19 protein-coding genes and 1 other RNA gene are annotated in these 24,614 nt (G+C 30.8%); 11 read left to right on the forward strand and 9 right to left on the reverse strand.

The window, feature by feature from the left end; all coding sequences use genetic code 11:
- Positions 1-35: 35 nt before the first annotated feature.
- The 3 genes from B5464_RS12515 to B5464_RS12525 are packed head-to-tail and all read right to left on the reverse strand — an operon-like array spanning position 36 to position 1,887.
- On the reverse strand, positions 36-548 hold the full coding sequence (locus B5464_RS12515) for a hypothetical protein (RefSeq protein ID WP_079738641.1): 513 nt from the start codon (positions 546-548) through the stop codon (positions 36-38).
- Positions 549-551: 3 nt separating this feature from the next.
- A complete protein-coding gene (locus B5464_RS12520) occupies positions 552-1,271 on the reverse strand; it encodes a DUF3307 domain-containing protein (RefSeq protein WP_079738642.1) in 720 nt (239 codons plus the stop codon).
- Position 1,272: 1 nt separating this feature from the next.
- Positions 1,273-1,887: a SatD family protein gene (locus B5464_RS12525; protein WP_079738643.1), complete on the reverse strand. Its 615-nt coding sequence runs from the start codon at positions 1,885-1,887 to the stop codon at positions 1,273-1,275.
- A 282-nt stretch (positions 1,888-2,169) separates the two neighbouring features.
- On the opposite strand from B5464_RS12525, the gene B5464_RS12530 reads away from it, so the two are divergent.
- The 11 genes from B5464_RS12530 (at position 2,170) to B5464_RS12580 (ending at position 16,892) form a co-directional block, all read left to right on the forward strand.
- The gene (locus B5464_RS12530; protein WP_079738644.1) at positions 2,170-4,491 is read left to right on the forward strand and encodes an ATP-dependent helicase; all 2,322 of its coding nucleotides are present in this window, start codon (positions 2,170-2,172) and stop codon (positions 4,489-4,491) included.
- A 128-nt stretch (positions 4,492-4,619) separates the two neighbouring features.
- Positions 4,620-5,270, forward strand: coding sequence for a DUF4290 domain-containing protein (locus B5464_RS12535; protein ID WP_077809066.1), 651 nt, complete (start codon positions 4,620-4,622; stop codon positions 5,268-5,270).
- 6 nt (positions 5,271-5,276) lie between these two features.
- The gene (gene murA, locus B5464_RS12540) at positions 5,277-6,587 is read left to right on the forward strand and encodes a UDP-N-acetylglucosamine 1-carboxyvinyltransferase (RefSeq protein WP_079738645.1); all 1,311 of its coding nucleotides are present in this window, start codon (positions 5,277-5,279) and stop codon (positions 6,585-6,587) included.
- A 101-nt stretch (positions 6,588-6,688) separates the two neighbouring features.
- Positions 6,689-7,237 carry a nucleotide exchange factor GrpE gene (locus B5464_RS12545; RefSeq protein ID WP_077811333.1) on the forward strand — a complete coding sequence of 183 codons (549 nt, stop codon included), beginning with the start codon at positions 6,689-6,691 and terminating at the stop codon, positions 7,235-7,237.
- Positions 7,238-7,306: 69 nt separating this feature from the next.
- Positions 7,307-8,446, forward strand: a complete 1,140-nt coding sequence (gene dnaJ, locus B5464_RS12550) for a molecular chaperone DnaJ (protein ID WP_079738646.1) — start codon at positions 7,307-7,309, stop codon at positions 8,444-8,446.
- A 187-nt stretch (positions 8,447-8,633) separates the two neighbouring features.
- An RNA gene (gene rnpB, locus B5464_RS12555) (RNase P RNA component class A) lies at positions 8,634-8,940 on the forward strand.
- Between the two features lie 230 nt (positions 8,941-9,170).
- Positions 9,171-11,945 carry a bifunctional aconitate hydratase 2/2-methylisocitrate dehydratase gene (locus B5464_RS12560; RefSeq protein ID WP_079738647.1) on the forward strand — a complete coding sequence of 925 codons (2,775 nt, stop codon included), beginning with the start codon at positions 9,171-9,173 and terminating at the stop codon, positions 11,943-11,945.
- Between the two features lie 206 nt (positions 11,946-12,151).
- Complete coding sequence (locus B5464_RS12565) at positions 12,152-14,419, forward strand: aconitate hydratase (protein ID WP_077809070.1); 2,268 nt, start codon at positions 12,152-12,154, stop codon at positions 14,417-14,419.
- Positions 14,420-14,482: 63 nt separating this feature from the next.
- A complete protein-coding gene (locus B5464_RS12570; protein WP_079738648.1) occupies positions 14,483-15,178 on the forward strand; it encodes a peptidoglycan DD-metalloendopeptidase family protein in 696 nt (231 codons plus the stop codon).
- A 68-nt stretch (positions 15,179-15,246) separates the two neighbouring features.
- Positions 15,247-15,918 (forward strand): Crp/Fnr family transcriptional regulator, encoded by a 672-nt coding sequence (locus B5464_RS12575; RefSeq protein ID WP_079738649.1) that lies wholly within the window; start codon positions 15,247-15,249, stop codon positions 15,916-15,918.
- A gap of 77 nt (positions 15,919-15,995) precedes the next feature.
- Entirely contained in the window at positions 15,996-16,892 is an 897-nt protein-coding gene (locus B5464_RS12580) for an anti-sigma factor (protein ID WP_079738650.1), read from the forward strand.
- A gap of 150 nt (positions 16,893-17,042) precedes the next feature.
- Here the strand turns inward: B5464_RS12580 and B5464_RS12585 are convergent, their stop codons facing one another.
- The 6 genes from B5464_RS12585 to B5464_RS12610 form a co-directional block, all read right to left on the reverse strand.
- Complete coding sequence (locus B5464_RS12585) at positions 17,043-17,393, reverse strand: hypothetical protein (RefSeq protein WP_077809074.1); 351 nt, start codon at positions 17,391-17,393, stop codon at positions 17,043-17,045.
- 184 nt (positions 17,394-17,577) lie between these two features.
- Entirely contained in the window at positions 17,578-18,759 is a 1,182-nt protein-coding gene (locus tag B5464_RS12590) for an aspartate aminotransferase family protein (protein WP_079738651.1), read from the reverse strand.
- Positions 18,760-20,304, reverse strand: a complete 1,545-nt coding sequence (locus B5464_RS12595) for an OstA-like protein (protein WP_079738652.1) — start codon at positions 20,302-20,304, stop codon at positions 18,760-18,762.
- A gap of 218 nt (positions 20,305-20,522) precedes the next feature.
- A complete protein-coding gene (locus B5464_RS12600) occupies positions 20,523-21,794 on the reverse strand; it encodes an adenylosuccinate synthase (protein WP_079738653.1) in 1,272 nt (423 codons plus the stop codon).
- Between the two features lie 41 nt (positions 21,795-21,835).
- Positions 21,836-22,285: a Fur family transcriptional regulator gene (locus tag B5464_RS12605; RefSeq protein ID WP_077809077.1), complete on the reverse strand. Its 450-nt coding sequence runs from the start codon at positions 22,283-22,285 to the stop codon at positions 21,836-21,838.
- Between the two features lie 73 nt (positions 22,286-22,358).
- Complete coding sequence (locus B5464_RS12610; RefSeq protein ID WP_079738654.1) at positions 22,359-24,581, reverse strand: bifunctional (p)ppGpp synthetase/guanosine-3',5'-bis(diphosphate) 3'-pyrophosphohydrolase; 2,223 nt, start codon at positions 24,579-24,581, stop codon at positions 22,359-22,361.
- Positions 24,582-24,614 lie beyond the last annotated feature (33 nt).

The raw sequence follows: 24,614 nt of genomic DNA on the forward strand, positions 1-24,614 counted from the left end.
TCCGTTTGTTACGTATGTAATCAACGGAGTTTTTTTTACAATAAAATTTTAACTTCTTTCTTGATAAATTCGATAGCAGTTTCTGTTGGAGGAGTAGTAGTACTATAGTCTGTAAGAATAATTTCTCGAAGTTCGTTTGCAGATTGGGCTTGTTCTGCAACTTGTTTATATTTGTTTATTACAGCATTTTTTGCAGCGTAAACAGCTGTCCAGGTTTCATTTTGCACATAAATTTGTTGCACTAAATTATGGTCAAATTCTTGCTCTATATTTGCTGTCAATAATTGTAAATAATCTTCTGTGTTTGTAGATATTGGCGGAATTCTCATAAGCATTTTCACAGGGTTTATTCTATCGCAAAACAGCATTAAACGTTCGTAAGCTTGTAATTTAATAGGTAATGACTCCTTTTTTTGTTGCGCTAAAAGTTCGAATTTTTTTTCAGAAATTCTATTTGCAATAAAGCCATTAAACATATAATAAGCAACAAAACCTGTAACTACTGCAGGCAATATATAAGCAACGCTTTCTATAAATTTATCTTCCATTAATTATGTTGTGTTTAGTAAGTACGAATATAAGATTCCTATTATAATAGCAAGTCCAAAACTTAACAAAGTACCAATTAAAATATATTCGGTTAATTTTCTGTCTTTAGAAGAGGTTAGGTCACCAAATCTAAAAACAGATTTAGCTGCTACTAAAAAACCAATAGCTTCCCAATGATTTGTTACAATAAAAGTAAAAACAAAAAGACGTTCTAAAATACCAATATATCTACCAGCTTTTGCCAAAGAATCATCATTATTTGTTTTTGATTCTGGATTCCATTGTGTTATAAAAACTTTAATAATGATACCAGATACACTTGTGACTAACAGTAACGCAACTATTAATAGTAAATTTTGTTGTGTAAATATATTTGCTAATTCTATATGTAAACCTTGGTAGATAGAAGTTGTGATTAGTAATACAATTATATGCAGTAATTGGTCTATAAAAAACCAATTTCTTTTAGTTTTATCATTCTGAAAATATAGTTTTATAACATCAATTAAAAAATGTGTTGTTACAATTACTAGAATACCAAGCCAATATATATTCAATTTAAATTCAAGAAGAATTAATAGTAAAATTGCGTGTATGCCAATATGTAGATATAACTTAGAAGACTTTAATTTATTTTCTTCTTTGTTTTTTACCCATTTGTTAGATTGCAAAACAAAATCACCTAAAATATGAGCCAATAAAAGTTTTAAAAATAAAAGCATATTATTTGTTTATTTTTTGTGCTATTAAAATCTTAAAAAGGTTGTTTAGTTTTAACACAGGCTCTAAACCAGCTCTTTTTTGTCTTTCACTAACCCTGCCTTGTGTAATATTAAGCATTTTTGCAATTTCTTTTTGAGTTATTTCAGGGTTTTCTAAAACGATTTTAAATACTTCAGCAGAATTTACAGACCAAGAATCTATAGTTAATAATGCCAAATCAAAAGCAATATTAAAGGTTTTATCTATTTCTTGCCATGGTGTTTTTATCGCTAAACTTTGTTTATTTAAATAGTTATCAAAAGCAAAACCAGAGTTTATAAAAGCTTCTCCGTTTGCTTCTGTAATCTTATCAGCATTGTATTCCTTTTTACCAATTCCTATACCAATTCTAACATCTATATTCGCTATACTTTTTAGTGCCGATTTTATTTTTAAAGCAACTAAAAAGGCTTCTTCGGGTTTTTTAACTTCTACTTGAAAACTGTCACCTCTATAGATTTGCCAGTATTTTGGTGATTCGCCAAAATGGGCTAAAATTTCTTTTAGAGATTTTAGCCAATCGATATTGGTTGTTTTTCTAGAGTTGATAATGTCTCCGGTTAAAATACTAGTCATATATTTGCAAATAAATTTAAGTAAATATACTAAAATTTAATAGTAATAAATTAATTTTATCTGTTTTAAAGCAGATATTATTTTTTATCTGCTTATTTGCAGATATTTTGTTTTATCTGTTTCATGTTATTAAAGTTGATAAAACTTAATTGTTTGCTAAAATTATAAAAAATTAGAAATTATAAATGTGGAATAATTTGTGAATAAATAATAGTGTTCATTTCATAAAATCACAATTAGTTTCGTTAATTTTAACGATTAAATACTTCAAAAAAATATCTCTTGAATAATTACTTAGAATCTTTAAATGAGCCGCAAAGGCAAGCTGTTATACAAAAGGATGGACCAATGATAATTATTGCTGGTGCCGGTTCTGGTAAAACACGTGTATTAACCTATAGAATTGCTCATTTAATGAAGCAGGGTGTAGATTCTTTTAATATTTTGTCTTTAACCTTTACCAATAAAGCTGCAAAAGAAATGAAAGCTAGAATTGCTTCTGTGGTAGGACAAAGTGAGGCAAAAAACCTTTGGATGGGAACTTTTCACTCCGTTTTTGCAAGAATTTTACGTTCCGAAGCAGATAAACTTGGTTTTCCAACTAACTTTACAATTTACGATACACAAGATTCTGTTAGGTTAATAAGTGCCATTATTAAAGAAATGGGCTTAGACAAAGAGCGTTATAAGGCGAAACAGATTTTAGGAAGAATCTCTTCATTTAAAAACAGTTTAATAACCGTTAGAGCATATTTTAATAATTCTGATTTGCAAGAAGCAGACATGCATGCAAGCAGACCAAAAGTAGGTGATATTTATAAAGCATATGTAGATAGATGCTTTAAAGCTGGCGCAATGGATTTTGATGATTTGTTGTTAAGAACCAATGAGTTGTTAGCGCGTTTTCCAGAAGTTTTAGCAAAATACCAAGACAGATTTCGATACATAATGGTAGATGAGTATCAAGATACAAACCATTCTCAATACATTATTGTTCGTGCTTTGGCAGATAAATTTGGTAATATTTGTGTGGTAGGAGACGACTCGCAAAGTATTTATAGTTTTAGGGGAGCAAATATTCAGAATATTTTAAATTTTCAAAAAGATTATCCAGAAGTTAAAACATTTAAATTAGAGCAAAATTATCGTTCTACAAGCAATATTGTAAATGCAGCAAATTCTGTAATCGAAAAAAATAAAACAAAGTTAGATAAAGAAGTTTGGACCTCTAACGACGCCGGAGACGCAATTAATGTAATGCGCACAATATCCGACGGAGAAGAAGGTAGGTTTGTTGCTCAATCTATTTGGGAAAACCAAATGAATCATCAACTTAAACCTAGCGATTTTTGCGTTTTATATAGAACAAACTCACAATCTAGAGCAATAGAAGACGCCTTACGTAAAAAAAATATTGATTATAAAATTTATGGAGGAATCTCTTTTTACCAAAGAAAAGAGATTAAAGATATTTTATCTTATTTACGTATTTTAATCAATCCTAATGATGAAGAAGCTTTAAAAAGAATTATCAATTATCCTGCAAGAGGTATTGGTGCAACAACAATAGACAAACTAACAATCGCAGCAAATCATTACAAAAAATCTATTTTCGATATTATAAAATATATAGATAAAATAGATCTTAAAATAAATTCTGGAACCAAGAATAAGCTTCAGAATTTTATGAACATGATGCTACGTTTTCAAATAGAAGCTAAAACTAAAAATGCTTTCGAAATTGCAGAAACTGTTGTAAAACAGACGCAATTAATTAAAGATTTAGAAAAAGACGGTACACCAGAAGCTGTAAGTAAAGTAGAAAATGTACAAGAACTTTTAAACGGAATTAAAGATTTTATTACTGATAAAATTGAAGAAGGACAAGATGCATCTTTAACTACTTTTTTAGAGGATGTTGCGTTGGCTACAGATTTTGATTCAGAAAAAAATGATGACAAACCAACCGTTTCTTTAATGACAATTCACCAATCTAAAGGATTGGAATATTTGTATGTTTATGTTGTAGGATTAGAAGAAAATTTATTTCCGTCTGCAATGAGCATGAATACCAGAAGCGAGTTAGAAGAAGAGCGCAGGTTGTTTTATGTAGCATTAACTAGAGCAGAAAAAGTAGCGTACTTAACGTATGCTCAAACTCGATACAGATGGGGAAAGTTAGTAGATGCAGAACCAAGTAGGTTTTTAGAAGAAATAGACGATCAATATTTAAATTACATAACACCAAAAAGTCCGAGTCCGGCAGTAAATAACTTTTTAGATAAAAGTATTTTTGATGATGCGCCAAAAGGAATTCGTTTTCAGAAACCAATTCAAAGAAAAAAAATGGAGCGAGATTTGGCGAAGAAAAAAGAAATAGCAATACCCAAAAACTTAAAAAAAGTTTCAAATGTTTCTCCTAAAATGAATCTTTTTGATGGAGAAATATCAAAAGGAAATATTGTAGAACACAATAGATTTGGTAAAGGAACAGTTATAGGTATAGAAGGTAAAGGACCCGATAAAAAAGCAGAAATTCAGTTTGCTACTGCAGGTAAAAAGAAATTACTATTACAATTTGCTAAATTAAAAGTGATTGGGTAAATAACTAAAAATAAATTGCTATTTTGCAACTTTAAAAAACTACAAAATATAACTTGTCAGTTCTAGTGTTTTCTTTTGATAAAATGATAAAGGAAAATGTATCGAGAACACTTCTCAAAAAAATATAAATGACATTCGATTTAGAGTACAATTCAGGAAGACCGTTAATGATTATACCAGAATACGGCAGACATATACAGAAATTAGTAGACCATTGTGTTGCTTTAGAAACTAAAGAAGAAAGAGACAAAATGGCCAAAGCAATTGTAGATGTAATGGGTAATTTACAACCTCATTTGCGCGATGTGCCAGATTTTAAGCACAAACTTTGGGATCAATTGTATATTATGGCTGATTTTAAATTAGATGTAGAATCTCCTTATCCGCAGCCTTCTAAAGAAGAACTTAGAGAGAAGCCAGAAGGTTTGGCATATCCAAAATCAGCATCTAGATACCGATATTATGGTAATAACATACAAACCATGATAGATGTTGCTTTAAGTTGGGAAGAAGGAGAAAAAAAGGAGGCATTAGTTTATACAATTGCCAATCACATGAAAAAGTGTTATCTAAACTGGAACAAAGATACGGTAGACGATAAAGTTATTTTTAAACATTTATTCGATTTATCAGACGGTAAAATAGATCTAAGAGAAACAACAGAACCACTTTCTGAAAGTAAAAACTTACTTAGAAAAAGAAACTCTCAAGGTCAGAATAATTCGAAGAGTAATTACAAGAAGCAACACAATAATCAACATAAAAATAGAAAAAGATAAACGTTTATGGCATCATTTAAAATTGAAGGCGGACATAAATTAAACGGAACAATTACACCTCAAGGAGCAAAGAATGAAGTTTTACAAATACTTTGTGCTGTTTTATTAACTCCGGATAGAGTAGTAGTAAATAACGTTCCTGATATTATTGATGTAAATAAACTAATTTTTATTTTAGGCGAATTAGGTGTAAAAGTAGAGAAGTTAGGTAGTAATGCTTATGCTTTTCAAGCTGATGATATTAATTTAGAGTATTTAGAATCGGCAGACTTTAAAAGAGACGGAAGTTCTTTAAGAGGTTCTATTATGATTGTTGGACCGTTATTAGCTAGATTTGGTAAAGGTTATATTCCTAGACCTGGTGGCGATAAAATTGGTAGAAGAAGATTAGATACACATTTTGAAGGTTTTATTAGATTAGGCGCAAAATTTAGATATAATAAAGAAGAATACTTTTACGGAGTAGAAGCCGATGAACTTCAAGGAACAGAAATGTTGTTAGACGAAGCTTCTGTAACTGGTACAGCAAATATCTTGATGGCTGCAGTATTAGCAAAAGGAGAAACTAAAATTTACAACGCTGCTTGTGAACCTTATATTCAACAATTATCTAAAATGTTGAATGCGATGGGCGCAAAAATATCAGGGGTTGGTTCTAACTTGTTAGTAATTGAAGGTGTAGAGTCTTTAGGAGGTTGTGAGCATACGGTTTTACCAGATATGATAGAAATTGGTTCTTGGATTGGTGTTGCGGTTATGACAAGATCAGAATTAACAATTAAAAATGTTAGCTGGAAAGATTTAGGACAAATACCTAGTGTTTTTAGAAAATTAGGAATCACTCTAGAGAAAAAAGGAGACGATATTTATATTCCAGAACAAGAATCATACGAAATCCAGAATTATATAGATGGTTCTGTATTAACAGTTGCAGATGCACCTTGGCCTGGTTTTACGCCAGATTTACTAAGTATTGTTTTAGTTATTGCAACACAAGCAAAAGGAACTGTTTTAATACATCAAAAGATGTTCGAAAGTCGTTTGTTTTTTGTAGATAAATTGATAGACATGGGCGCAAAAGTTATTTTATGTGATCCGCATAGAGCAACAGTAATTGGGCACAATTTCGAGAGTCAATTAAAAGCAACAAAAATGACTTCGCCAGATATTAGAGCAGGTATTTCTTTATTAATTGCAGCACTTTCTGCAAAAGGAACATCAATAATTAATAACATCGAACAAATAGATCGAGGTTATGAAAATATAGAAGCTAGACTAAAATCTATTGGAGCGAAAATTGAAAGAATAGAAGATTAATTTTAAGTATATAAAATGAAAATAGTGTCAGTTTGACACTATTTTTTTTGTTGGCAACATTTTTGCCATTAAGTAATAGACAATTAAATGATTACAAAGAAATGAGTAAGAAAGAAAATATAAAGGAAGAAGAACTTAAAAACGAGCAAAGTACTTCTCAAGTTGAAGAAAATCAAGAGATTGAAGCAGATGTTGCTAAAGAAGAGCCTACAGCAGAAGAGTTAATTCAAGCTGAAAAAGATAAGTTTTTACGCTTATTTGCAGAGTTTGAAAACTACAAAAAAAGAACATCAAGAGAAAGAATAGAGTTATTTAAAACTGCAGGACAAGAATTAATGACATCTTTACTGCCAATTATTGATGATTTTGAGCGAGCACTGACACATATTGAAGAAGATAAAGAAGCAGAAGAATTAAGAAAAGGTGTATTGTTAATTTATCAAAAATTCTACAATACTTTAGAGCAAAAAGGTTTATCAAAAGTAGAAACAAAAGCTGGCGATACTTTTGATGCTGAAATTCATGAAGCAATTACTCAAATACCTGCACCATCAGAAGATTTAAAAGGTAAAGTAATTGATTGTGTAGAAAAAGGATACAAATTAGGAGATAAAATTATTCGATACCCAAAAGTGGTAATCGGACAGTAAATAATTACAATTAACAATGCACAATTACCATTGATCATTGATTACTGTTAATTGATAATTGAAATAAAAATGGCAAAACAAGATTTTTACGAAATTTTAGGTATTTCTAAATCTGCAACTCAGGCAGAAATTAAGAAGGCTTATAGAAAAATGGCTATAAAATATCATCCAGATAAAAACCCTGATGATAAAACCGCAGAAGAAAACTTTAAAAAAGCAGCAGAAGCTTATGAAGTTTTAAGTGACGAAAACAAAAAAGCAAGATACGATCAATACGGTCATGCTGCTTTTGATGGTCCTCAAGGCGGAGGCGGTTTTGGTGGCGGTGGTATGAATATGGATGACATATTTAGCCAATTCGGAGACATCTTTGGCGGTGGCGGTTTCGGCGGCGGCTTTGGTGGTGGTTTCGGCGGTGGCGGTGGTCAACGTCAAGCTAGAGTTAAAGGAAGTAACATGAGAATTCGTGTAAAACTAACTTTAGAAGAAATTGCAAAAGGAGTAGAGAAAAAAGTAAAAGTAAAACGTAAAGTTCAAGCAGACGGTGTTAAGTATAAAACTTGTACAACTTGTAATGGTTCTGGGCAACAAATGCGTGTTACAAACACAATATTAGGTAGAATGCAAACTGCAACTACTTGTGGTACTTGTTCTGGTGCAGGAGAAATTATTAGTAGCAAACCAAACGGAGCAGATGCGCAAGGTTTAATTGTTGCAGAAGAAACAGTTTCTATAAATATACCAGCTGGTGTAACAGAAGGAGTTCAATTAAAAGTAGGAGGTAAAGGTAACGAGGCTCCTGGTAAAAATTCTATCGCTGGAGATTTATTAGTTTTAATTGAAGAAATACAACATGATTCTTTAAAAAGAGAAGGAACAAATATTCATTACGATTTGTATGTAAACTTTTCTGAAGCAGTTTTAGGTACTAGTAAAGAGGTAGAAACTGTAACTGGTAAAGTAAAAATTAAAATTGATGCAGGTACACAATCTGGAAAAATTTTAAGATTAAAAGGAAAAGGTTTACCAAGTATCGAAAGATACGGCACAGGAGATTTTTTAATCCATATTAATGTTTGGACACCGCAAGAATTAAACAAAGAACAAAAGCAGTTTTTCGATAAAATGATGAACGATGACAACTTTGTTCCTGCGCCAAATAAATCTGATAAATCATTTTTTGAGAAAGTTAAAGATATGTTTTCGTAGACATATGTTAAAAAAATCAGTAAAAAAATGAATATTAAATAAAAAGGATACTTTTTTTACTAGATTTAATATATATTTGCAGTGTTGTTGGTTCGCCAACAACACTTTTTCTTTTTCATAGCAATTTTTCCCACTCAATTTATTGAGTGGGTTTTTTTTATCAAATAGAAATCGTACAATACAATTTAAAGCAGGCTTATCTTATCGTCTTAATTTAATTAAGAAGGAAAGTCCGGACACCAAAGAGTATCATAGCGGATAACATCCGTCCAGCGTAAGTTGAGGACAAGTGCAACAGAAAGCAAGTACAGTTCGGCTGTAGTGAAACCAGGTAAACTCTATGAGGTGCAATGTCATGTATATTAGAACTTGAGAGCTACTCGCTCGATTCTAAAGGGTAGACAGATTGATTCTAAGAGTAATTTTAGAACTAGATAAATGATAAGAGCCTTATTTATAAGGAACAGAATTCGGCTTATTAGCCTGCTTTTTTTTATTTGATTACGATATCCTTAATAAAAAATAGATTATCTTCTTTTTTATTGAATAATATTCAGCTATTTAGAAATTTGCCTTTTTTTATTTATTAATTATTGCAATCGGTTATTTATCTTTTAAAATTAATATAAAAAATGTAAGTTTGCGAGAATAAATTTTAAAGAGTTTAAAACTTAATTTTTTAAAATTTTTAACAAAAGACTTACAGTAATAAAAGATTTCTTTCATGAGTATTTATAAAGATTACCTAAAACAGATTGAAGAACGAAAAACGAAAGGACTTCATCCACAACCAATTGATGGTGCAGATTTATTAAGCGCAATTATTGAGCAAATTAAAGATACAGAAAATGAGTATAGAGAACAATCTCTAAACTTTTTTATCTATAACGTTTTACCGGGTACAACAAGTGCAGCCGTTGTAAAAGCTAAGTTTTTAAAAGAGATTATTTTAGGTGAATCTATCGTTCCAGAAATTTCTACAGATTTCGCTTTCGAGCAATTATCGCACATGAAAGGTGGACCATCGGTTAAAGTATTACTTGATTTAGCTTTAGGTGCTGATGAAGTAATAGCGAGTAAAGCTGCAAAAGTTTTAAAAACTCAAGTATTTTTATATGAAGCAGACACAGATCGTTTAGAAGAAGCTTTTAATAACGGAAGTTCTATCTCTAAAGATATTATTGAAAGTTATGCCCAAGCAGAATTCTTTACAAAGCTGCCAGAAATAGAAGAAGAAATTGAGGTAGTTACTTACATAGCTGGTGTAGGTGATATATCTACAGATTTATTATCTCCGGGAGGTGATGCACATTCACGTTCTGACCGTGAGTTACATGGGCAATGTATGTTTGAGCATAACAAAGACATGCAAAATGAATTATTAGCTTTAAAGGAACAGCATCCTGATAAACGTGTAATGTTAATTGCAGAAAAAGGAACTATGGGAGTTGGATCTTCTAGAATGTCTGGTGTAAATAACGTTGCATTATGGACAGGTATTCCTTCAAGTCCTTATGTACCTTTTATAAACATTGCACCAGTAATTGCTGGTACAAATGGTATTGCTCCGATTTTTTTAACAACGGTTGGCGTAACAGGAGGTATCGGTTTAGATCTTAAAAATTGGGTAATTCAAAAAGATGAAAAAGGTAATACTATTGTAGATGAAGATGGAGAACCAGTTTTAAAACAAATGTATTCTGTAGAAACAGGTACTGTTTTAACGATTAATACAAAAGAAAAAAAATTATACCACGGTAAAACAGAATTAAAAGATATTTCTGCAGCCTTTACTCCGCAAAAGATGGAGTTTATGAAAGCAGGTGGTTCTTACGCTGTTGTTTTCGGTAAAAAATTACAAACATTTGCTTGTAAAACTTTAGGAATTGAAGTGCCACAAGTATATGCACCTTCAAAAGAAGTATCTATAGAAGGTCAAGGTTTAACAGCTGTTGAGAAAATATTTAATAAAAATGCAGTAGGTACATCAGGAGCTACATTACACGCAGGTTCTTATGTTCGTGCAGAAGTAAACATTGTAGGTTCGCAAGATACTACAGGTTTAATGACGTCTCAAGAATTAGAAATGATGGCTGCAACAGTTATCTCTCCAATTGTTGACGGTGCTTACCAATCTGGTTGTCATACAGCATCAGTTTGGGATGATAAATCTAAAGCTAACATTCCAAGATTAATGAGCTTTATGAACGATTTTGGTTTAATTACTGGTCGTGATCCTAAAGGGAAATATTTCCCAATGACGGATGTTATTCATAAAGTATTGAACGATATTACTGTTGGTGATTGGGACATCATTATTGGTGGAGATTCGCACACACGTATGTCTAAAGGTGTTGCTTTTGGAGCAGATTCAGGTACTGTAGCTTTAGCATTGGCAACAGGTGAGGCATCAATGCCAATTCCAGAGTCAGTTAAAGTAACCTTTAAAGGACAAATGAAATCTTATATGGATTTCCGTGATGTTGTGCACGCAACACAGCAACAAATGTTAAAACAATTTGGAGGTGAAAATGTTTTTCAAGGTCGTGTAATCGAGGTTCATATTGGTACTTTAACGGCAGATGAAGCATTTACATTTACAGATTGGACAGCAGAAATGAAAGCTAAAGCATCTATCTGTATTTCAGAAGATGATACTTTAATAGAGTCATTAGAAATTGCTAAAGGTCGTATTCAGATTATGATTGATAAAGGAATGGATAATGATAAGCAAGTGTTGAAAGGTCTTGTAGAAAAAGCAGAAACTAGAATCACTGAGCTTAAAACAGGTATTAAGCCTTCTTTAAGACCAGATGCAGATGCTGTTTATCATGCAGAAGTTATTATTGATTTGGATGAAATTGCAGAACCAATGATAGCAGATCCAGATGTAAATAATGACGATGTTTCAAAACGTTACACACACGATAACATCAGACCATTATCATATTACGGAGGAACTAAAAAAGTAGATTTAGGTTTCGTAGGATCATGTATGGTTCATAAAGGAGACATGAAAATTTTAGCTCAAATGCTTAAAAATGTCGAAGCTCAAAATGGGAAAGTAGAATTTAAAGCACCTTTGGTTGTAGCACCACCAACATATAATATTGTTGATGAGCTTAAAGAAGAAGGAGATTGGGAAGTATTACAAAAATACTCAGGATTTGAATTTGACGATAGCGCACCAAAAGGATTAGCACGTACAAAGTACGAAAACCTGCTATACCTAGAGCGTCCAGGTTGTAACTTATGTATGGGTAACCAAGAAAAAGCAGAACCAGGAGATACTGTAATGGCAACATCTACACGTTTGTTTCAAGGAAGAGTTGTAAAAGATTCTGGAGAGAAAAAAGGAGAGTCTTTATTATCATCTACACCTGTAGTTGTTTTATCAACAATTTTAGGAAGAACACCAACTATGGCAGAATATGAAGCTGCTGTTGACGGTATTGTTTTAACTAAATTTAAGCCTTCACAAAAACAATTAGTTAGATAATTAAAAATTTATATAAATAGAAAATCCTGAGTTTTTAAACTCAGGATTTTTTTGTTTATATCTAAAATGAGTATCAAATTTTTCTATTTAGGTATAAGTTTTAAATCTTTATTAATAAATAAATCATTTATCAAATAATTATAAATTTTGTACCTTGTGAATTAGTAAAACTTATAACAAAAACCTTTAAATTATTTATAATTCTTATGGCATTTGATATTGATATGATTAAAAAAGTGTATTCAACCGTTGTTGAACGTGTTGATGCTGCTCGTGAACTTACAGGAAAACCACTAACCTTGGCAGAAAAGATTTTATATTCTCACTTATGGGATAGTAATTCTGATAAGGCGTTTGTAAGAGGAAAAGACTATGTAGATTTTGCTCCAGATAGAATTGCTTTGCAAGATGCAACAGCACAAATGGCATTGTTACAATTTATGCAAGCTGGTAAATCTAAAGTAGCAGTACCAACCACTACCCATTGCGATCACTTAATTCAAGCCAAAAATGGCGCAAGTTCAGATTTGCAAAATGCATTAAATACAAGTAATGAAGTATTTAATTTTTTAGAATCTGTTTCTAATAAATATGGTTTAGGTTTTTGGAAACCAGGTGCAGGAATTATACACCAAGTAGTTTTAGAAAATTATGCATTTCCAGGAGGAATGATGATTGGTACGGATTCTCACACAGTTAACGCTGGAGGATTAGGTATGGTTGCCATTGGAGTTGGTGGTGCAGATGCAGTAGATGTTATGGCAGGTATGCCTTGGGAGTTAAAGTTTCCGAAATTAATTGGTGTAAAATTAACAGGTAAATTATCTGGTTGGACAGCGCCAAAAGATGTTATTTTAAAAGTTGCTGGTATTGTTTCTGCTAAAGGAGGTACTGGTGCTATTGTAGAATATTTTGGAGAAGGTGCTACTTCTATGTCTTGTACAGGTAAAGGTACAATTTGTAACATGGGCGCAGAAATAGGAGCTACAACTTCTACGTTTGGTTATGATGAATCTATGGAACGTTATTTACGTGCTACAGACAGAGGTGATGTAGCTGATGCTGCAAATGAAGTTAAAGATTATTTAACAGGAGATAAAGAAGTATATGCGAATCCAGAGCAATATTTCGATCAAGTAATAGAAATTAATTTATCAGAACTAAGTCCGTTATTAAATGGTCCTTTTACTCCAGATTTATCTACAAAAGCTGGTGCTGATATGACAGAAGCAGCTAATGCTAACGATTGGCCTTTAAAAGTAGAATGGGGATTGATTGGGTCTTGTACAAATTCTTCTTACGAAGATTTATCAAGAGCTTCTTCAATAGCCCAACAAGCTATAGACAAAGGGTTAAAAACGAAAGCAGATTTTGGAATAAATCCTGGCTCTGAAAAAGTTAGATATACTGCAGATAGAGATGGTATTTTAGGAATCTTTGAAAAATTAGATGCTAAGATTTTTACAAATGCTTGTGGACCTTGTATAGGGCAATGGGCACGTTATGAAGATCCAAAAAATGCTCCTAAAAACTCAATAATTCATTCCTTTAATAGAAACTTTGCAAAACGTGCAGATGGTAACCCTAATACGCATGCATTTGTTGCTTCACCAGAAATGGTTGCAGCTGTAACTATTGCTGGTCGTTTAGATTTTAATCCTATTACAGATAAATTAATTAACGAAAACGGAGAAGAAGTAATGTTAGATGAACCTACAGGATGGGAATTGCCTCCAAAAGGTTTTGAAGTTAAAGATGATGGTTATCTAGCGCCTGAAGAAGATGGAAGTCACGTTAAAATTGCTGTAAATGAAGATTCTGAAAGATTACAATTATTAGAGCCATTCACGCCAATTGGAAATGATATTTCTGGGGCAAAATTATTAATTAAAGCTTTCGGAAAATGTACAACAGACCATATTTCTATGGCAGGACCTTGGTTACGTTTTAGAGGTCATCTAGACAATATTTCTAACAACTGTTTAATTGGTGCAGTAAATGCGTTTGGTAAGAAAACAAATTTTGTAAAAAATCAAATTACAGGAGAATTTGGTGGAGTGCCAGATACTGCGAGAGCATATAAGGCAGCAGGAATAAAAACAGTGGTTGTAGGAGATCATAACTATGGTGAAGGTTCTTCTAGAGAGCATGCAGCAATGGAACCTAGACATTTGGGTGTAGTTGCTGTAATTGTAAAATCTTTTGCAAGAATTCACGAAACAAACCTTAAAAAACAAGGAATGTTAGGTTTAACCTTTGCAAACGAAGCAGATTATGATTTAATTCAAGAAGATGATACATTTAATTTCTTAGATTTAAATGAGTTTGCACCAGACAAACCTTTAACTATAGAATTAGTACATGCAGATGGATCTAAAGATACTATTATTGTAAACCATACTTATAACCAAAGTCAAATAGATTGGTATAATGAAGGTTCTGCATTAAACTTAATAAAAAAAGAAAATGCTTAATATTTAAGTCAATTTAATGTAAAACTCTCGATGAATTTCGAGAGTTTTTTTTACTTTTATTTTATGAAATTAAATCCTTTTGAATCTTTTTTAAAGAATATATCAGAAACGCCTTTATTAGCTATAGATAAAAAAATACATCTATCTAGTTATGTGCCAATAAACATTTCTAATACAAATAAAGACTTATTAAGTTTTGATGTTTCTTCTTCTAATGATTGGGAAAATTATATTGAAGCTTTTTTAAAAAAAGAAAATAAGCATGTAGCTTATGGTGGTTATTTAGAAAAAAGAAATTTATATGACAGAAGTGCGTATTTTAAAAATTTAAGTGAAGAAGATAAAAGAAATATACACCTAGGTATTGATTTGTGGTGTAAAGAAAAAACCAAAGTATTGGCCGTTTTAAAGGGAAAAGTACATAGTTTTAATTTTAATAAAAATCACGGTGATTACGGACCAACAATTATTTTAGAACATAAAATCGCAGATTATAACTTTTATACTTTATATGGACATTTATCTGAAAATTCGATTCAAAATTTAAAAGTTGGTGATAAATTTAATGAAGGAGAAGTAATTGCAGAATTAGGAAATGCTACAGTAAACGGAGATTATGCACCACATTTACATTTTCAAATTATAAAAAATTTACAAGGTAATAAAGGTGATTATCCAGGTGTTTCCTCTAGTAAAGATTTAGATTTTTATAAAGAGAACTGCCCAAACCCTAACTTATTATTAAAAATTAAGGATTAATTCATACTTTTTGTAAGTATATAAGCTGTTTTAAGACTTTTATAATAATTGTCTAAAACACTACCCTTATGAAAAATATATGGTTTTTTGATCACGTTAATTTGTTTCATCTTTTATGTCCACATAAATTTAAAGACTACAAAAAATGCCACAGTTTTGATACTTATCAAAAAAGTGATTATATCTATTTTACAGAAGATGCAGCAAATAAAGTTTTTCTTATTGAAAAAGGAAAAGTTAAAATAGGTTATTACACAGAAGCTGGTGAAGAAATTATCAATGCAATTTTAACAAAAGGAGAGCTATTTGGTGAAAAGGCTATTTTGGGAGAAGAAAAAAGAAATGAATTTGCGCAATCTATAGATATGAAAACGTCTATTTGCCCAATAAGTGTAGAAACAATGCATGATTTAATGCGTGATAATAAAACATTTAGTTTAAAAATTTATAAATTCTTAGGACTTAGATTTAAAAAGTTAGAGAGAAGATTACAATTAATTTTATTTAAGGATACCAGAACTCGTTTTTTAGAATTTACAAAAGAACTTTGTGAAGAATATGGCTACGATTGCGAATCTACCGGAGATAAAATAATAGTTCATCCGTATACCCAAAAAGACATTGCATCTTTAATTGGTACATCTAGATCTAATTTAAATGTTTTAATGAATGAACTTAAAGAAGAAAATATTATAAACTTTAATAGAAAAGAACTTAGAATTTTACAAAAAACTGCTTAAGTGTTCGCTAGCTAACATTTAAATATTTCTTTAGCTTTTAACTTTGTCATCAACATTAACAATAAACATTTAATAAGATGAAAAAAGTTTTAAACTTAGCAATTATTTTTGCTTTAACAACACTATTTGTTGCATGTAGCGACAATGAAAATGAACCAACCACAGGTAATTTAACTGTAAATTTATCAGGATTAGAAGAATTAGGTGCAGATTTTGTATATGAAGGTTGGTTAATTGTAAACGGATCTCCGGTTAGTACAGGTACATTTACTAGTGTTAATTTTCCGCAGAGTTACACTGTAAACCTTGCAGATTTGCAAGACGCTACTAAGTTTGTGCTATCTATTGAGCCAGCAGTAGATTCTGACCCAGCACCTGCAGCAACTAAAATTTTAGCTGGTGATTTTTCTGGAAATTCAGCAAGTGTAAATTCAGATAATATTGTAGTTGATGCTTCTGGAGATTTAAAAACTTTAGGAGAATCTTACGGAAAATATATTTTAGCTACTCCAACAGATGACGATGATACAAATGAAGCAAGCGGAGTTTGGTTTTTAGACAATTCAGATGCTCCAACAGTTACAGCTGGTTTAGGTTTACCTGCTTTAACAGATGGATGGAAATATGAAGGTTGGGTAGTAATAAATGGCACACCTGTTAGTACCGGAACATTTTTAACGGGTTCAGGAGCCGATGATAACGCTGCAACATCTCCTTTTAAAGGAACTTTAAATAATGGTCCTGGATATCCTGGAGAAGATTATGTAATGGGTTCTGCAGCTGGTGTAGATTTTCCTACAGATTTAAAAGGAGCAACGATTGTAATATCGATAGAGCCAAGTCCAGACAATAGTACGGCTCCATTTACATTAAAACCATTAGCGCATTTAGTACCAAGTACCGCAAAAGACCATACAGTTTTAACAATGGGAGCAGGCCCTGTTGTAAATTTATCTGGAACAGTAACTAGATAACTGAAAAAATATATCTACTATTTAATTTTGTTAATGGTTGATTATTAAGAGCAATTCAATTTTTTTGAGTTGCTCTTTCAGTTTTTATCAAAAAAAATGCTCAAGTAAAAATAAATTTTAAATGAGCACCAACTAACCAACCAAGTTGTATTATTTTATTTCGAATTTTAAAGGCATCAAATAAATTTCACCTTTTTTAATTCCTTTTAAATTAACTTTCTTGTAATTAAATTTACTTTTTAAGTAGGTGTTTAATTCTGATACTTTAGAATCTACAGACAGAACAACTATTTCGTTCTTATTATTAATTATAAAAGATACTTCTGCAGAGGTAGTTTGTTTTAAAACAACAGGAATCTTATTTCCTAAATAAGAAGACATTTCTGTTCTTAAGTTAGAATTTTCTTTGGTCTTTTTTAATACTGGGTCTGTTGCAGTGGCTGTAAATACTGTTGATAAACTAATTGCTAATACTGCGATAATTGTTTTAAAATTTTTCATAATAAGTGTGTTTGAGATTAATGTTATACTGTAAAGACTACACTAACCTAAAAAGGTTTCACACAAAGTACTAGTTTATGATTTTATTAACGCTATTTAACTGAATTTAAGAAAATTAAGAGTTTTCTTGTAGTTTTTAAAAGTTGAAATAACTAAATTTCTTAAATAAATATTTTGTAATAAGTTATTTCGAGTTATTGTTTAAACTATCTAAAATTATGTTGCAACCTAAAATAATTTCTTCATCAGAAATATTTAAAGGAGGAGTAACACGAAGTGCACAATTTTCAAAAAGTAAAAAGAAAAGAATAAGACCTTTATCTAAACAATCAAAAACTACTTTAGCTGTAATATCAGGATTTTCTAAAATTACAGCAAGCATTAAACCTTTTCCTCTAATTTCTTTTATAGCTGGATGTTTTAAATGCTTTCTAATTAAATCTTCTTTACGTAAACTTTCTTCAAGTAAATTTTCATTTAAAATCTCTGTCACTGTGGAACAACCCGCAGCTGCTATAACAGGGTTTCCTGCAAAAGTAGAAATATGACCAAGTTTTGGATTTTCTTTTAAAAGCTCCATATTTTTAAAATCAGCAATAAAAGCACCTATTGGCATTCCGCCACCCAAACCTTTACCCGTGATAATAATATCTGGAATTATATTGTAGTTTTCGAAGCCCCAAAAGGTTCCTGTTCTACCTATTCCTGTTTGTATTTCATCTAAAATTAAAAGTGCACCTACTTTTTCACATTTCGATTTTACTTTAGTTAAATAATTGTTTGTTGGTGCAATAAAACCAGCGCCACCTTGTATTGTTTCTAAAATTACAGCAGCTGTTTTGGTTGTAATTTTGTCTAAATCTTGCTCATTATTAAATTCAATAAATTTAGAACCAGGAATTAAAGGTCTAAAAGCCTGAATTTGTTCTTCGACTCCAGAAATACTCATTGCGCCCATAGTATTGCCATGATAAGACTTTTTTGCGGCTATAATTTCAGATCTATTAGTAACTCTCTTTGCTAATTTTAAAGCACCTTCTGTAGCTTCTGTACCAGAATTTGTAAGATAAACTGAATTTAATTTTTCCGGAGAATTTTTTACCAAGATTTTACATAAGTCTACCTGCGGTTTTTGTACAAACTCACCATAAACCATAACATGCGAATAAGCATCTAATTGACTTTTAATAGCATTTGTAACCTTCGGATGATTGTGGCCTAAGCTATTTGCAGAAACGCCAGCAACAAAATCTAAATATTTTTTTTGATCTGTATCAAAAATATAACTTCCTTTTGCATGTGATATTTCTAAAGCAAATGGGTGAGGAGACGTTTGCGCTTGATATTTAAAGAAATCTTCTTTCATTTACTTATTTTTAGAAGTACTTTCTCTAGTGTTATTTTTTGGATCGTTCATAATTAAAGGTTTTATAAAATCTTTATCACTTTTTACAGGTAACTTTTGATTTTTATCATCTTTAAAAATATCTTCTTTTGTTTTTGGTTGCTCGCTTTCTCGCCAAATAAATCCTTGTAATTTTTTATCTTCTGATGGAAATAGGGAAGGAGGATATGTTTTTCCTTCTGATTTTTTTAAATATTTAATTGTAGCAATTTGTCCGTTTTCTAGGGTAAACTCAATATTACTAGAAATTTCTTTGGTAATTGTTTCTATAACACCGGTTTCTTCGTTTCTGTTATAATATACAGATTCGGCATTTCCTTTTACCAACAATAATTTAAGTTTATTTTCTTTGAATTTACCAAACATATTTCTTCCTTTTATTTGGTTATATTCATCTATAGAAAGAGAATCTTTAGAAACTATAAAAGCATTATTTAAAACCTTTAAAGAATCTAATTTTTCAGTTTCTACATTAGATATTAAGTGAATAGTGTCACCTGTTATTTGGTTGCCATCAGACCATAACACAGGGTTTCTAAACATTTTTGTAACACCTGTTTTTTGATCTGTATGTATAGAATCGCATTTACCTTGCAGATCCGATTTGAAAATTTTGACATCATGATAAGTTCTTACAATTCTTTTTTCTGGAGCACCAGTTATCAAAAGCGTATCACCATGAATAAATGTAGAATCTTTGTCTACAATAGAAATTGCCACAGCTTTTTCAATGATAAAAAGTGAATCTTTTTCTTCAAAAATTTCGGCATAATTACCACGAGTAACAAAGTTTTTAACAGTATCTATTACCTGAATATTGTTTGTAGCAGAGGCAAAACCTTGTTTTTTATCATAATACAAACTATCGCCTTCTACAGTTCTTTCTTTCAAAAAAAGTTTTGCATTTTTTACAAAATAAGAAATATCAGTTTTTGTATTGTAAAAACCTCTTTCACAATAAATTTTATTTTCGTTTTGAGTATTTGTAATTGTTGAAGGACCATATAAATAGGTTAAACCCGAGTTTGTATAATAATCTAAATGGTTAGATTCTAGGTTGTGCTCTGGGTTTACAACGGTAACTCTTGTAGTTGCTGTAAACTTTTTAGTTTCTAAATAATAGTTTCCGTTTTTACTATTTAAGGTATTTGTTTGGTCTTTTATAGTAGCATAACTTCGGTAATATAATTTCTGATTTAATCTATCAAACTGCAAAGTATCTGTAGTTAAAGTCATTTCCGGATCTTTTAAAACTACATTTCCCCAAGACAAAGCTTGTTTAGAATTAGCATCATAATCTAGATAATCACTAGTTTGCGTAATCGTATCACCTTGTTTAATAGTTACATTTTCTAATGCTTTAAAAAAGTTTTCTTTTTGATAAAACAAAGCTTGTTTACATGTAAGAATCGCGCCTTCATGCGTCATTTTTACATTACCAATTAATACGGTTGCTCCAGGATATTTGCTTTCATCTACATATTGTTGTTCTGCAGAATAAATCATTTTTTTTGATTGTGAGAATCCTAAAAAACTAATTAAAAGAAAAGTAAATAATAGTATTTTTTTCAAAAGTTACTGTTTTAGGCAAAAATACTGAAAAGATAGTAGTTGATTACTAAAGAAAAGTGAAAATAATTAAGGCATTTAAACAGATTTAAAAATCAAAAAAGCATCTTTTAAATGAATAAAAGATGCTTAAATTATATAGTTTTAGAAAATAACTATCTCATAATAGTTTGTTTTCTGTCTGGACCAACAGAAACAATCTTAACAGGTACACCGGTTTCTTTTTCAATAAAAGCAACATAATCCATTAAGTTTTTTGGCAACTGATCTGCAGAAGTCATTTTTGTTAAATCTTCATCCCAACCTTTAAATTCAGAATAATTTACAGAAACATTTTCTGGTTCGATGTTATATGGTAAGTGAGAAATTTCTTCACCTTTATAATTGTAAGATGTACAAACTTTTAAAGTATCAAAACCAGAAAGAACATCTCCTTTCATCATCATTAATTGTGTAACACCGTTTACATCTACAGCATATTTTAAAGCAACTAAATCTAACCAGCCACATCTTCTTGGTCTACCAGTTGTAGCACCAAATTCATGACCAACTCTAGCCATTTCTTCACCATCTTTATCAAAAAGTTCTGTAGGGAAAGGTCCTGAACCAACACGAGTAGTGTACGCTTTAAAAATTCCGAAAACTTCACCAATTCTATTTGGTGCAACACCTAAACCTGTACAAGCACCAGCGGCAGTTGTGTTAGATGATGTTACAAAAGGATATGTGCCAAAATCGATATCTAATAAAGATCCTTGAGCACCTTCTGCTAAAATTGTCTTTTTATCTTTAATAGCTTGGTTTAAAAACTCTTCGCTATCAATAAAAGCTAATGTTTTTAATTTATCGATTCCTTTGATAAATTCTGCTTCTAATTCTTTTAAATCATATTCTATCTGAACATCAAAGAATTCTAACATTTTGATATGCTTTTCTGTTAAAGCATCGTATTTTTCTTTCCAGTTGTCTAATTCTAAATCACCAACACGCATTCCGTTTCTACCAGTCTTGTCCATATAAGTTGGGCCAATTCCTTTTAAAGTAGAACCAATTTTAGCTTTACCTTTAGATGTTTCTGATGCAGCATCTAACAATCTATGTGTTGGTAAAATTAAGTGTGCTTTTCTAGAAATTAATAATTTAGAAGTATAATCTATGTTATGTTTATCTAAATTTTCTAGTTCTTTTTTAAAAATTACAGGATCTATTACAACACCATTACCAACTACATTTAATGCAGTTTTATGAAAAATTCCTGAAGGAATTGTATGTAAAACGTGTTTGTGTCCATCAAAAATTAAAGTGTGTCCTGCGTTTGGGCCTCCTTGAAAACGAGCAATAATATCATAGTTTGTTGTTAAAACATCTACGATTTTTCCTTTTCCTTCATCTCCCCATTGCAGTCCTAGTAATAAATCTACAGCCATTAGTTGTGTAATTTGTTGTTTGTGTTGTGTATTGTTGTTAATTAAGATTTTTTCTTTTTTGTACCGTAAAAGTAAAGTGAGTGATTTTGAATATCAATATCAAAAATATCTTCTATGGTTTTTTTGATAATTTGAATTCTTGGGTCACAAAATTCTTTTACATCACCTGTATCTGTAAAAATAACATGATCGTGATTTTTGTCGAAATAACTTTTTTCATAACGGGCCATAGATTGCCCATCGAATTGGTGTTTTCTTACCAAACCGCAACTTAACAGAATTTCTATAGTGTTGTAAAGTGTGGCTCTACTAACTCTATAGTTCTTGTTTTTCATCTTAATATAGAGAGATTCTATATCAAAATGTTCGTCGGCGTCATATATTTCTTGAAGAATAGCGTAGCGTTCAGGTGTTTTTCTGTGCTTGTTTTCTTCTAAATATGCTGTAAATACTTTTTTTACTACTTCTTGATTTTCAAGAGAATTACTCATTATCTTAAAATTTTACGAAAAAGCAAAAATACAGTTATTTCTGAATAAATAACTTCTTTTTTGAAGAGTATATTTATAAACTATTAACACGGTCTACTTTTTTAACACCTTCTACCTTCTGAATGCTGTTAATTAGTTTGTTTAATTGTCCGCTATTCTTAACACTTAAACTAATTTTACCATCAAAAATACCTTCATTACCTGCAATGTTTATACTGTTAATAAAAACACCCATATTGCTAGAAATAATTTTTGTTAAATCATTTATAATACCTCTATTATCTACACCGCTAATGTGTAAAATAACCTTAAAGTCTTGTTTTGTAGAATCTATCCATTTGGCAAGCATAATTCTGTAGGCATAATTAGATTGCAAAGAAATTGCATTAGGACAATTCTTTTTATGCACTTTTATACCTTCGTTAATTGTTAAAAAGCCAAAAACATTATCACCAGGAATAGGGTTACAACATTTAGAAAGTTTATAATCTAATTTTTCTTCTTCTTTACCAAACACTAAAGCATCGTATTTGCTTGTAACTTCTTCTGTGTCTACAGTTTCTTTATTGTTAGATGGAGACCTTCTTAACTTTGTTTTGAAAAAGTTTAAAATAGTACTGTTTCTCTGCGCAACATATGCCTTTAAGCTAGTATTATCTATAGCACCATTACCAACTCTAAAAAACAAATCGAAACTAGTTCTAATCTTAAAAAAGTTTACAAGTTCGTTTATTGTTTTTTCATTGAATGGTATTTTTAAATGTCTTAATTTTCTTGTTAAAATTGCTTTACCTTCTTCTGCAATTTTCTTTTCTTCTTCTTTTAAAGCCGCTCTAATTTTTGTTTTTGCTCTTGCAGTAATTACAAAATCTAACCATCTAGCATTTGGTTTGTTATTAGAAGAAGTAATTACTTCTATTTGATCGCCACTTTTTAATTTATGACTTAAAGGAACCAATTTACCATTTACTTTTGCGCCTCTACATTTTAAACCAACATCTGTATGTATTGTAAACGCAAAGTCTAAAGCAGACGCATCTTTTGGCAACGATTTTAATTCTCCTTTTGGTGTAAAAACGTATATCTCTTTTGCATATAAATTCAGTTTAAACTCTTCTACAAAATCTACCGCATTTAAACTTTGGTTTTCTAAGGATTCTTTTAGTCTATTTAACCAAGTTTCTAAACCACTTTCGTTAGAATTACCTTGTTTGTATTTAAAGTGTGCAGCATAACCTTTTTCTGCAATTTCATTCATTCTGCTAGAACGAATTTGCACTTCTACCCATTGTGCATCTGGCCCAACTACAGTGATGTGTAAAGCCTCATAACCTGTAGATTTTGGCTGAGAAATCCAATCCCTTAGCCTTGTTGGGTTTGGTTTAAAATAATCTGTAACAATTGTGTAAATTTTCCAAGCATCAAATTTATCATCATCGGAAGTAGGTTTATAAATAATGCGAATTGCATATTTGTCATAAACTTCTTCAAAAGTTACATTTTGCTTTCTCATTTTTCTACGGATAGAATAAATGGATTTAAACCTACCTTTTATTTCATACGTAAAGTTCTCTTTGTCTAGACCTTTTTTTAACGTTTCGGCAAATGTTTCTAAGTATTTTTGTTGCTCTTCTTTACTTTCTTTAATTTTAGTAACAATATCTGTGTAAACTTCTGGTTCGGTATATTTTAAACCTAAATCTTCTAGTTCTGTTTTAATATTGTATAATCCTAATCTGTGTGCTAGTGGCGCATAAATATATAAGGTTTCAGAGGCTATTTTTACCTGTTTGTGTGCAGGCATTGCATCCATAGTTTGCATATTGTGCAATCTGTCGGCAATTTTTATTAAAATAACTCGAACATCATCATTTAAAGTTAAGAGCATTTTTCTAAAATTTTCTGCTTGTATAGAAGCATCTTGCTCTTTGTTTAATCGAGAAATTTTAGTTAAACCGTTTACAATTCTGGCAATTGTTTCTCCGAACAATTGCTCCATATCATCTAAAGTATAGTCAGTATCTTCTACAACATCGTGTAATAGGGCAGCTGCAATAGAAGTTGCACCCAAACCAATTTCCATAGCAACAATTTTAGCTACAGCAATAGGATGAAATATATAAGGCTCTCCTGTTTTTCTTCGTTGTTCCGAATGGGCATCTACTGCAATCTCAAAAGCTTTTCTAATCAACTTCTTATCATCTGCAGATAAAATTTCATAAGTACCTTTTAATAGATCTTTATATCTATTTGCAATTTCCTTATTTTCTTCTTCTATAGTTGCTGTGTACTGCATATATTACTTTATAGATAATGAATTATTCTAAAG

The organism is Polaribacter sp. KT 15, assembly GCF_900143115.1.
GTDB classification, from domain to species: Bacteria; Bacteroidota; Bacteroidia; order Flavobacteriales; family Flavobacteriaceae; genus Polaribacter; species Polaribacter marinaquae.

What these genes read in the sequence shown, in the direction of transcription:
- B5464_RS12580 (WP_079738650.1), top strand. Translation starts at nt 15,996, where the DNA reads ATGAAAAAAGTTTTAAACTTAGCAATTATTTTTGCTTTAACAACACTA.
- B5464_RS12590 (WP_079738651.1), bottom strand. Translation starts at nt 18,759, where the DNA reads ATGAAAGAAGATTTCTTTAAATATCAAGCGCAAACGTCTCCTCACCCA.
- B5464_RS12575 (WP_079738649.1), top strand. Translation starts at nt 15,247, where the DNA reads ATGAAAAATATATGGTTTTTTGATCACGTTAATTTGTTTCATCTTTTA.
- B5464_RS12565 (WP_077809070.1), top strand. Translation starts at nt 12,152, where the DNA reads ATGGCATTTGATATTGATATGATTAAAAAAGTGTATTCAACCGTTGTT.
- B5464_RS12525 (WP_079738643.1), bottom strand. Translation starts at nt 1,887, where the DNA reads ATGACTAGTATTTTAACCGGAGACATTATCAACTCTAGAAAAACAACC.
- murA (WP_079738645.1), top strand. Translation starts at nt 5,277, where the DNA reads ATGGCATCATTTAAAATTGAAGGCGGACATAAATTAAACGGAACAATT.
- B5464_RS12535 (WP_077809066.1), top strand. Translation starts at nt 4,620, where the DNA reads ATGACATTCGATTTAGAGTACAATTCAGGAAGACCGTTAATGATTATA.
- B5464_RS12610 (WP_079738654.1), bottom strand. Translation starts at nt 24,581, where the DNA reads ATGCAGTACACAGCAACTATAGAAGAAGAAAATAAGGAAATTGCAAAT.
- B5464_RS12595 (WP_079738652.1), bottom strand. Translation starts at nt 20,304, where the DNA reads ATGATTTATTCTGCAGAACAACAATATGTAGATGAAAGCAAATATCCT.
- B5464_RS12570 (WP_079738648.1), top strand. Translation starts at nt 14,483, where the DNA reads ATGAAATTAAATCCTTTTGAATCTTTTTTAAAGAATATATCAGAAACG.
- B5464_RS12605 (WP_077809077.1), bottom strand. Translation starts at nt 22,285, where the DNA reads ATGAGTAATTCTCTTGAAAATCAAGAAGTAGTAAAAAAAGTATTTACA.
- dnaJ (WP_079738646.1), top strand. Translation starts at nt 7,307, where the DNA reads ATGGCAAAACAAGATTTTTACGAAATTTTAGGTATTTCTAAATCTGCA.
- B5464_RS12585 (WP_077809074.1), bottom strand. Translation starts at nt 17,393, where the DNA reads ATGAAAAATTTTAAAACAATTATCGCAGTATTAGCAATTAGTTTATCA.
- B5464_RS12600 (WP_079738653.1), bottom strand. Translation starts at nt 21,794, where the DNA reads ATGGCTGTAGATTTATTACTAGGACTGCAATGGGGAGATGAAGGAAAA.
- B5464_RS12545 (WP_077811333.1), top strand. Translation starts at nt 6,689, where the DNA reads ATGAGTAAGAAAGAAAATATAAAGGAAGAAGAACTTAAAAACGAGCAA.
- B5464_RS12515 (WP_079738641.1), bottom strand. Translation starts at nt 548, where the DNA reads ATGGAAGATAAATTTATAGAAAGCGTTGCTTATATATTGCCTGCAGTA.
- B5464_RS12560 (WP_079738647.1), top strand. Translation starts at nt 9,171, where the DNA reads ATGAGTATTTATAAAGATTACCTAAAACAGATTGAAGAACGAAAAACG.
- B5464_RS12520 (WP_079738642.1), bottom strand. Translation starts at nt 1,271, where the DNA reads ATGCTTTTATTTTTAAAACTTTTATTGGCTCATATTTTAGGTGATTTT.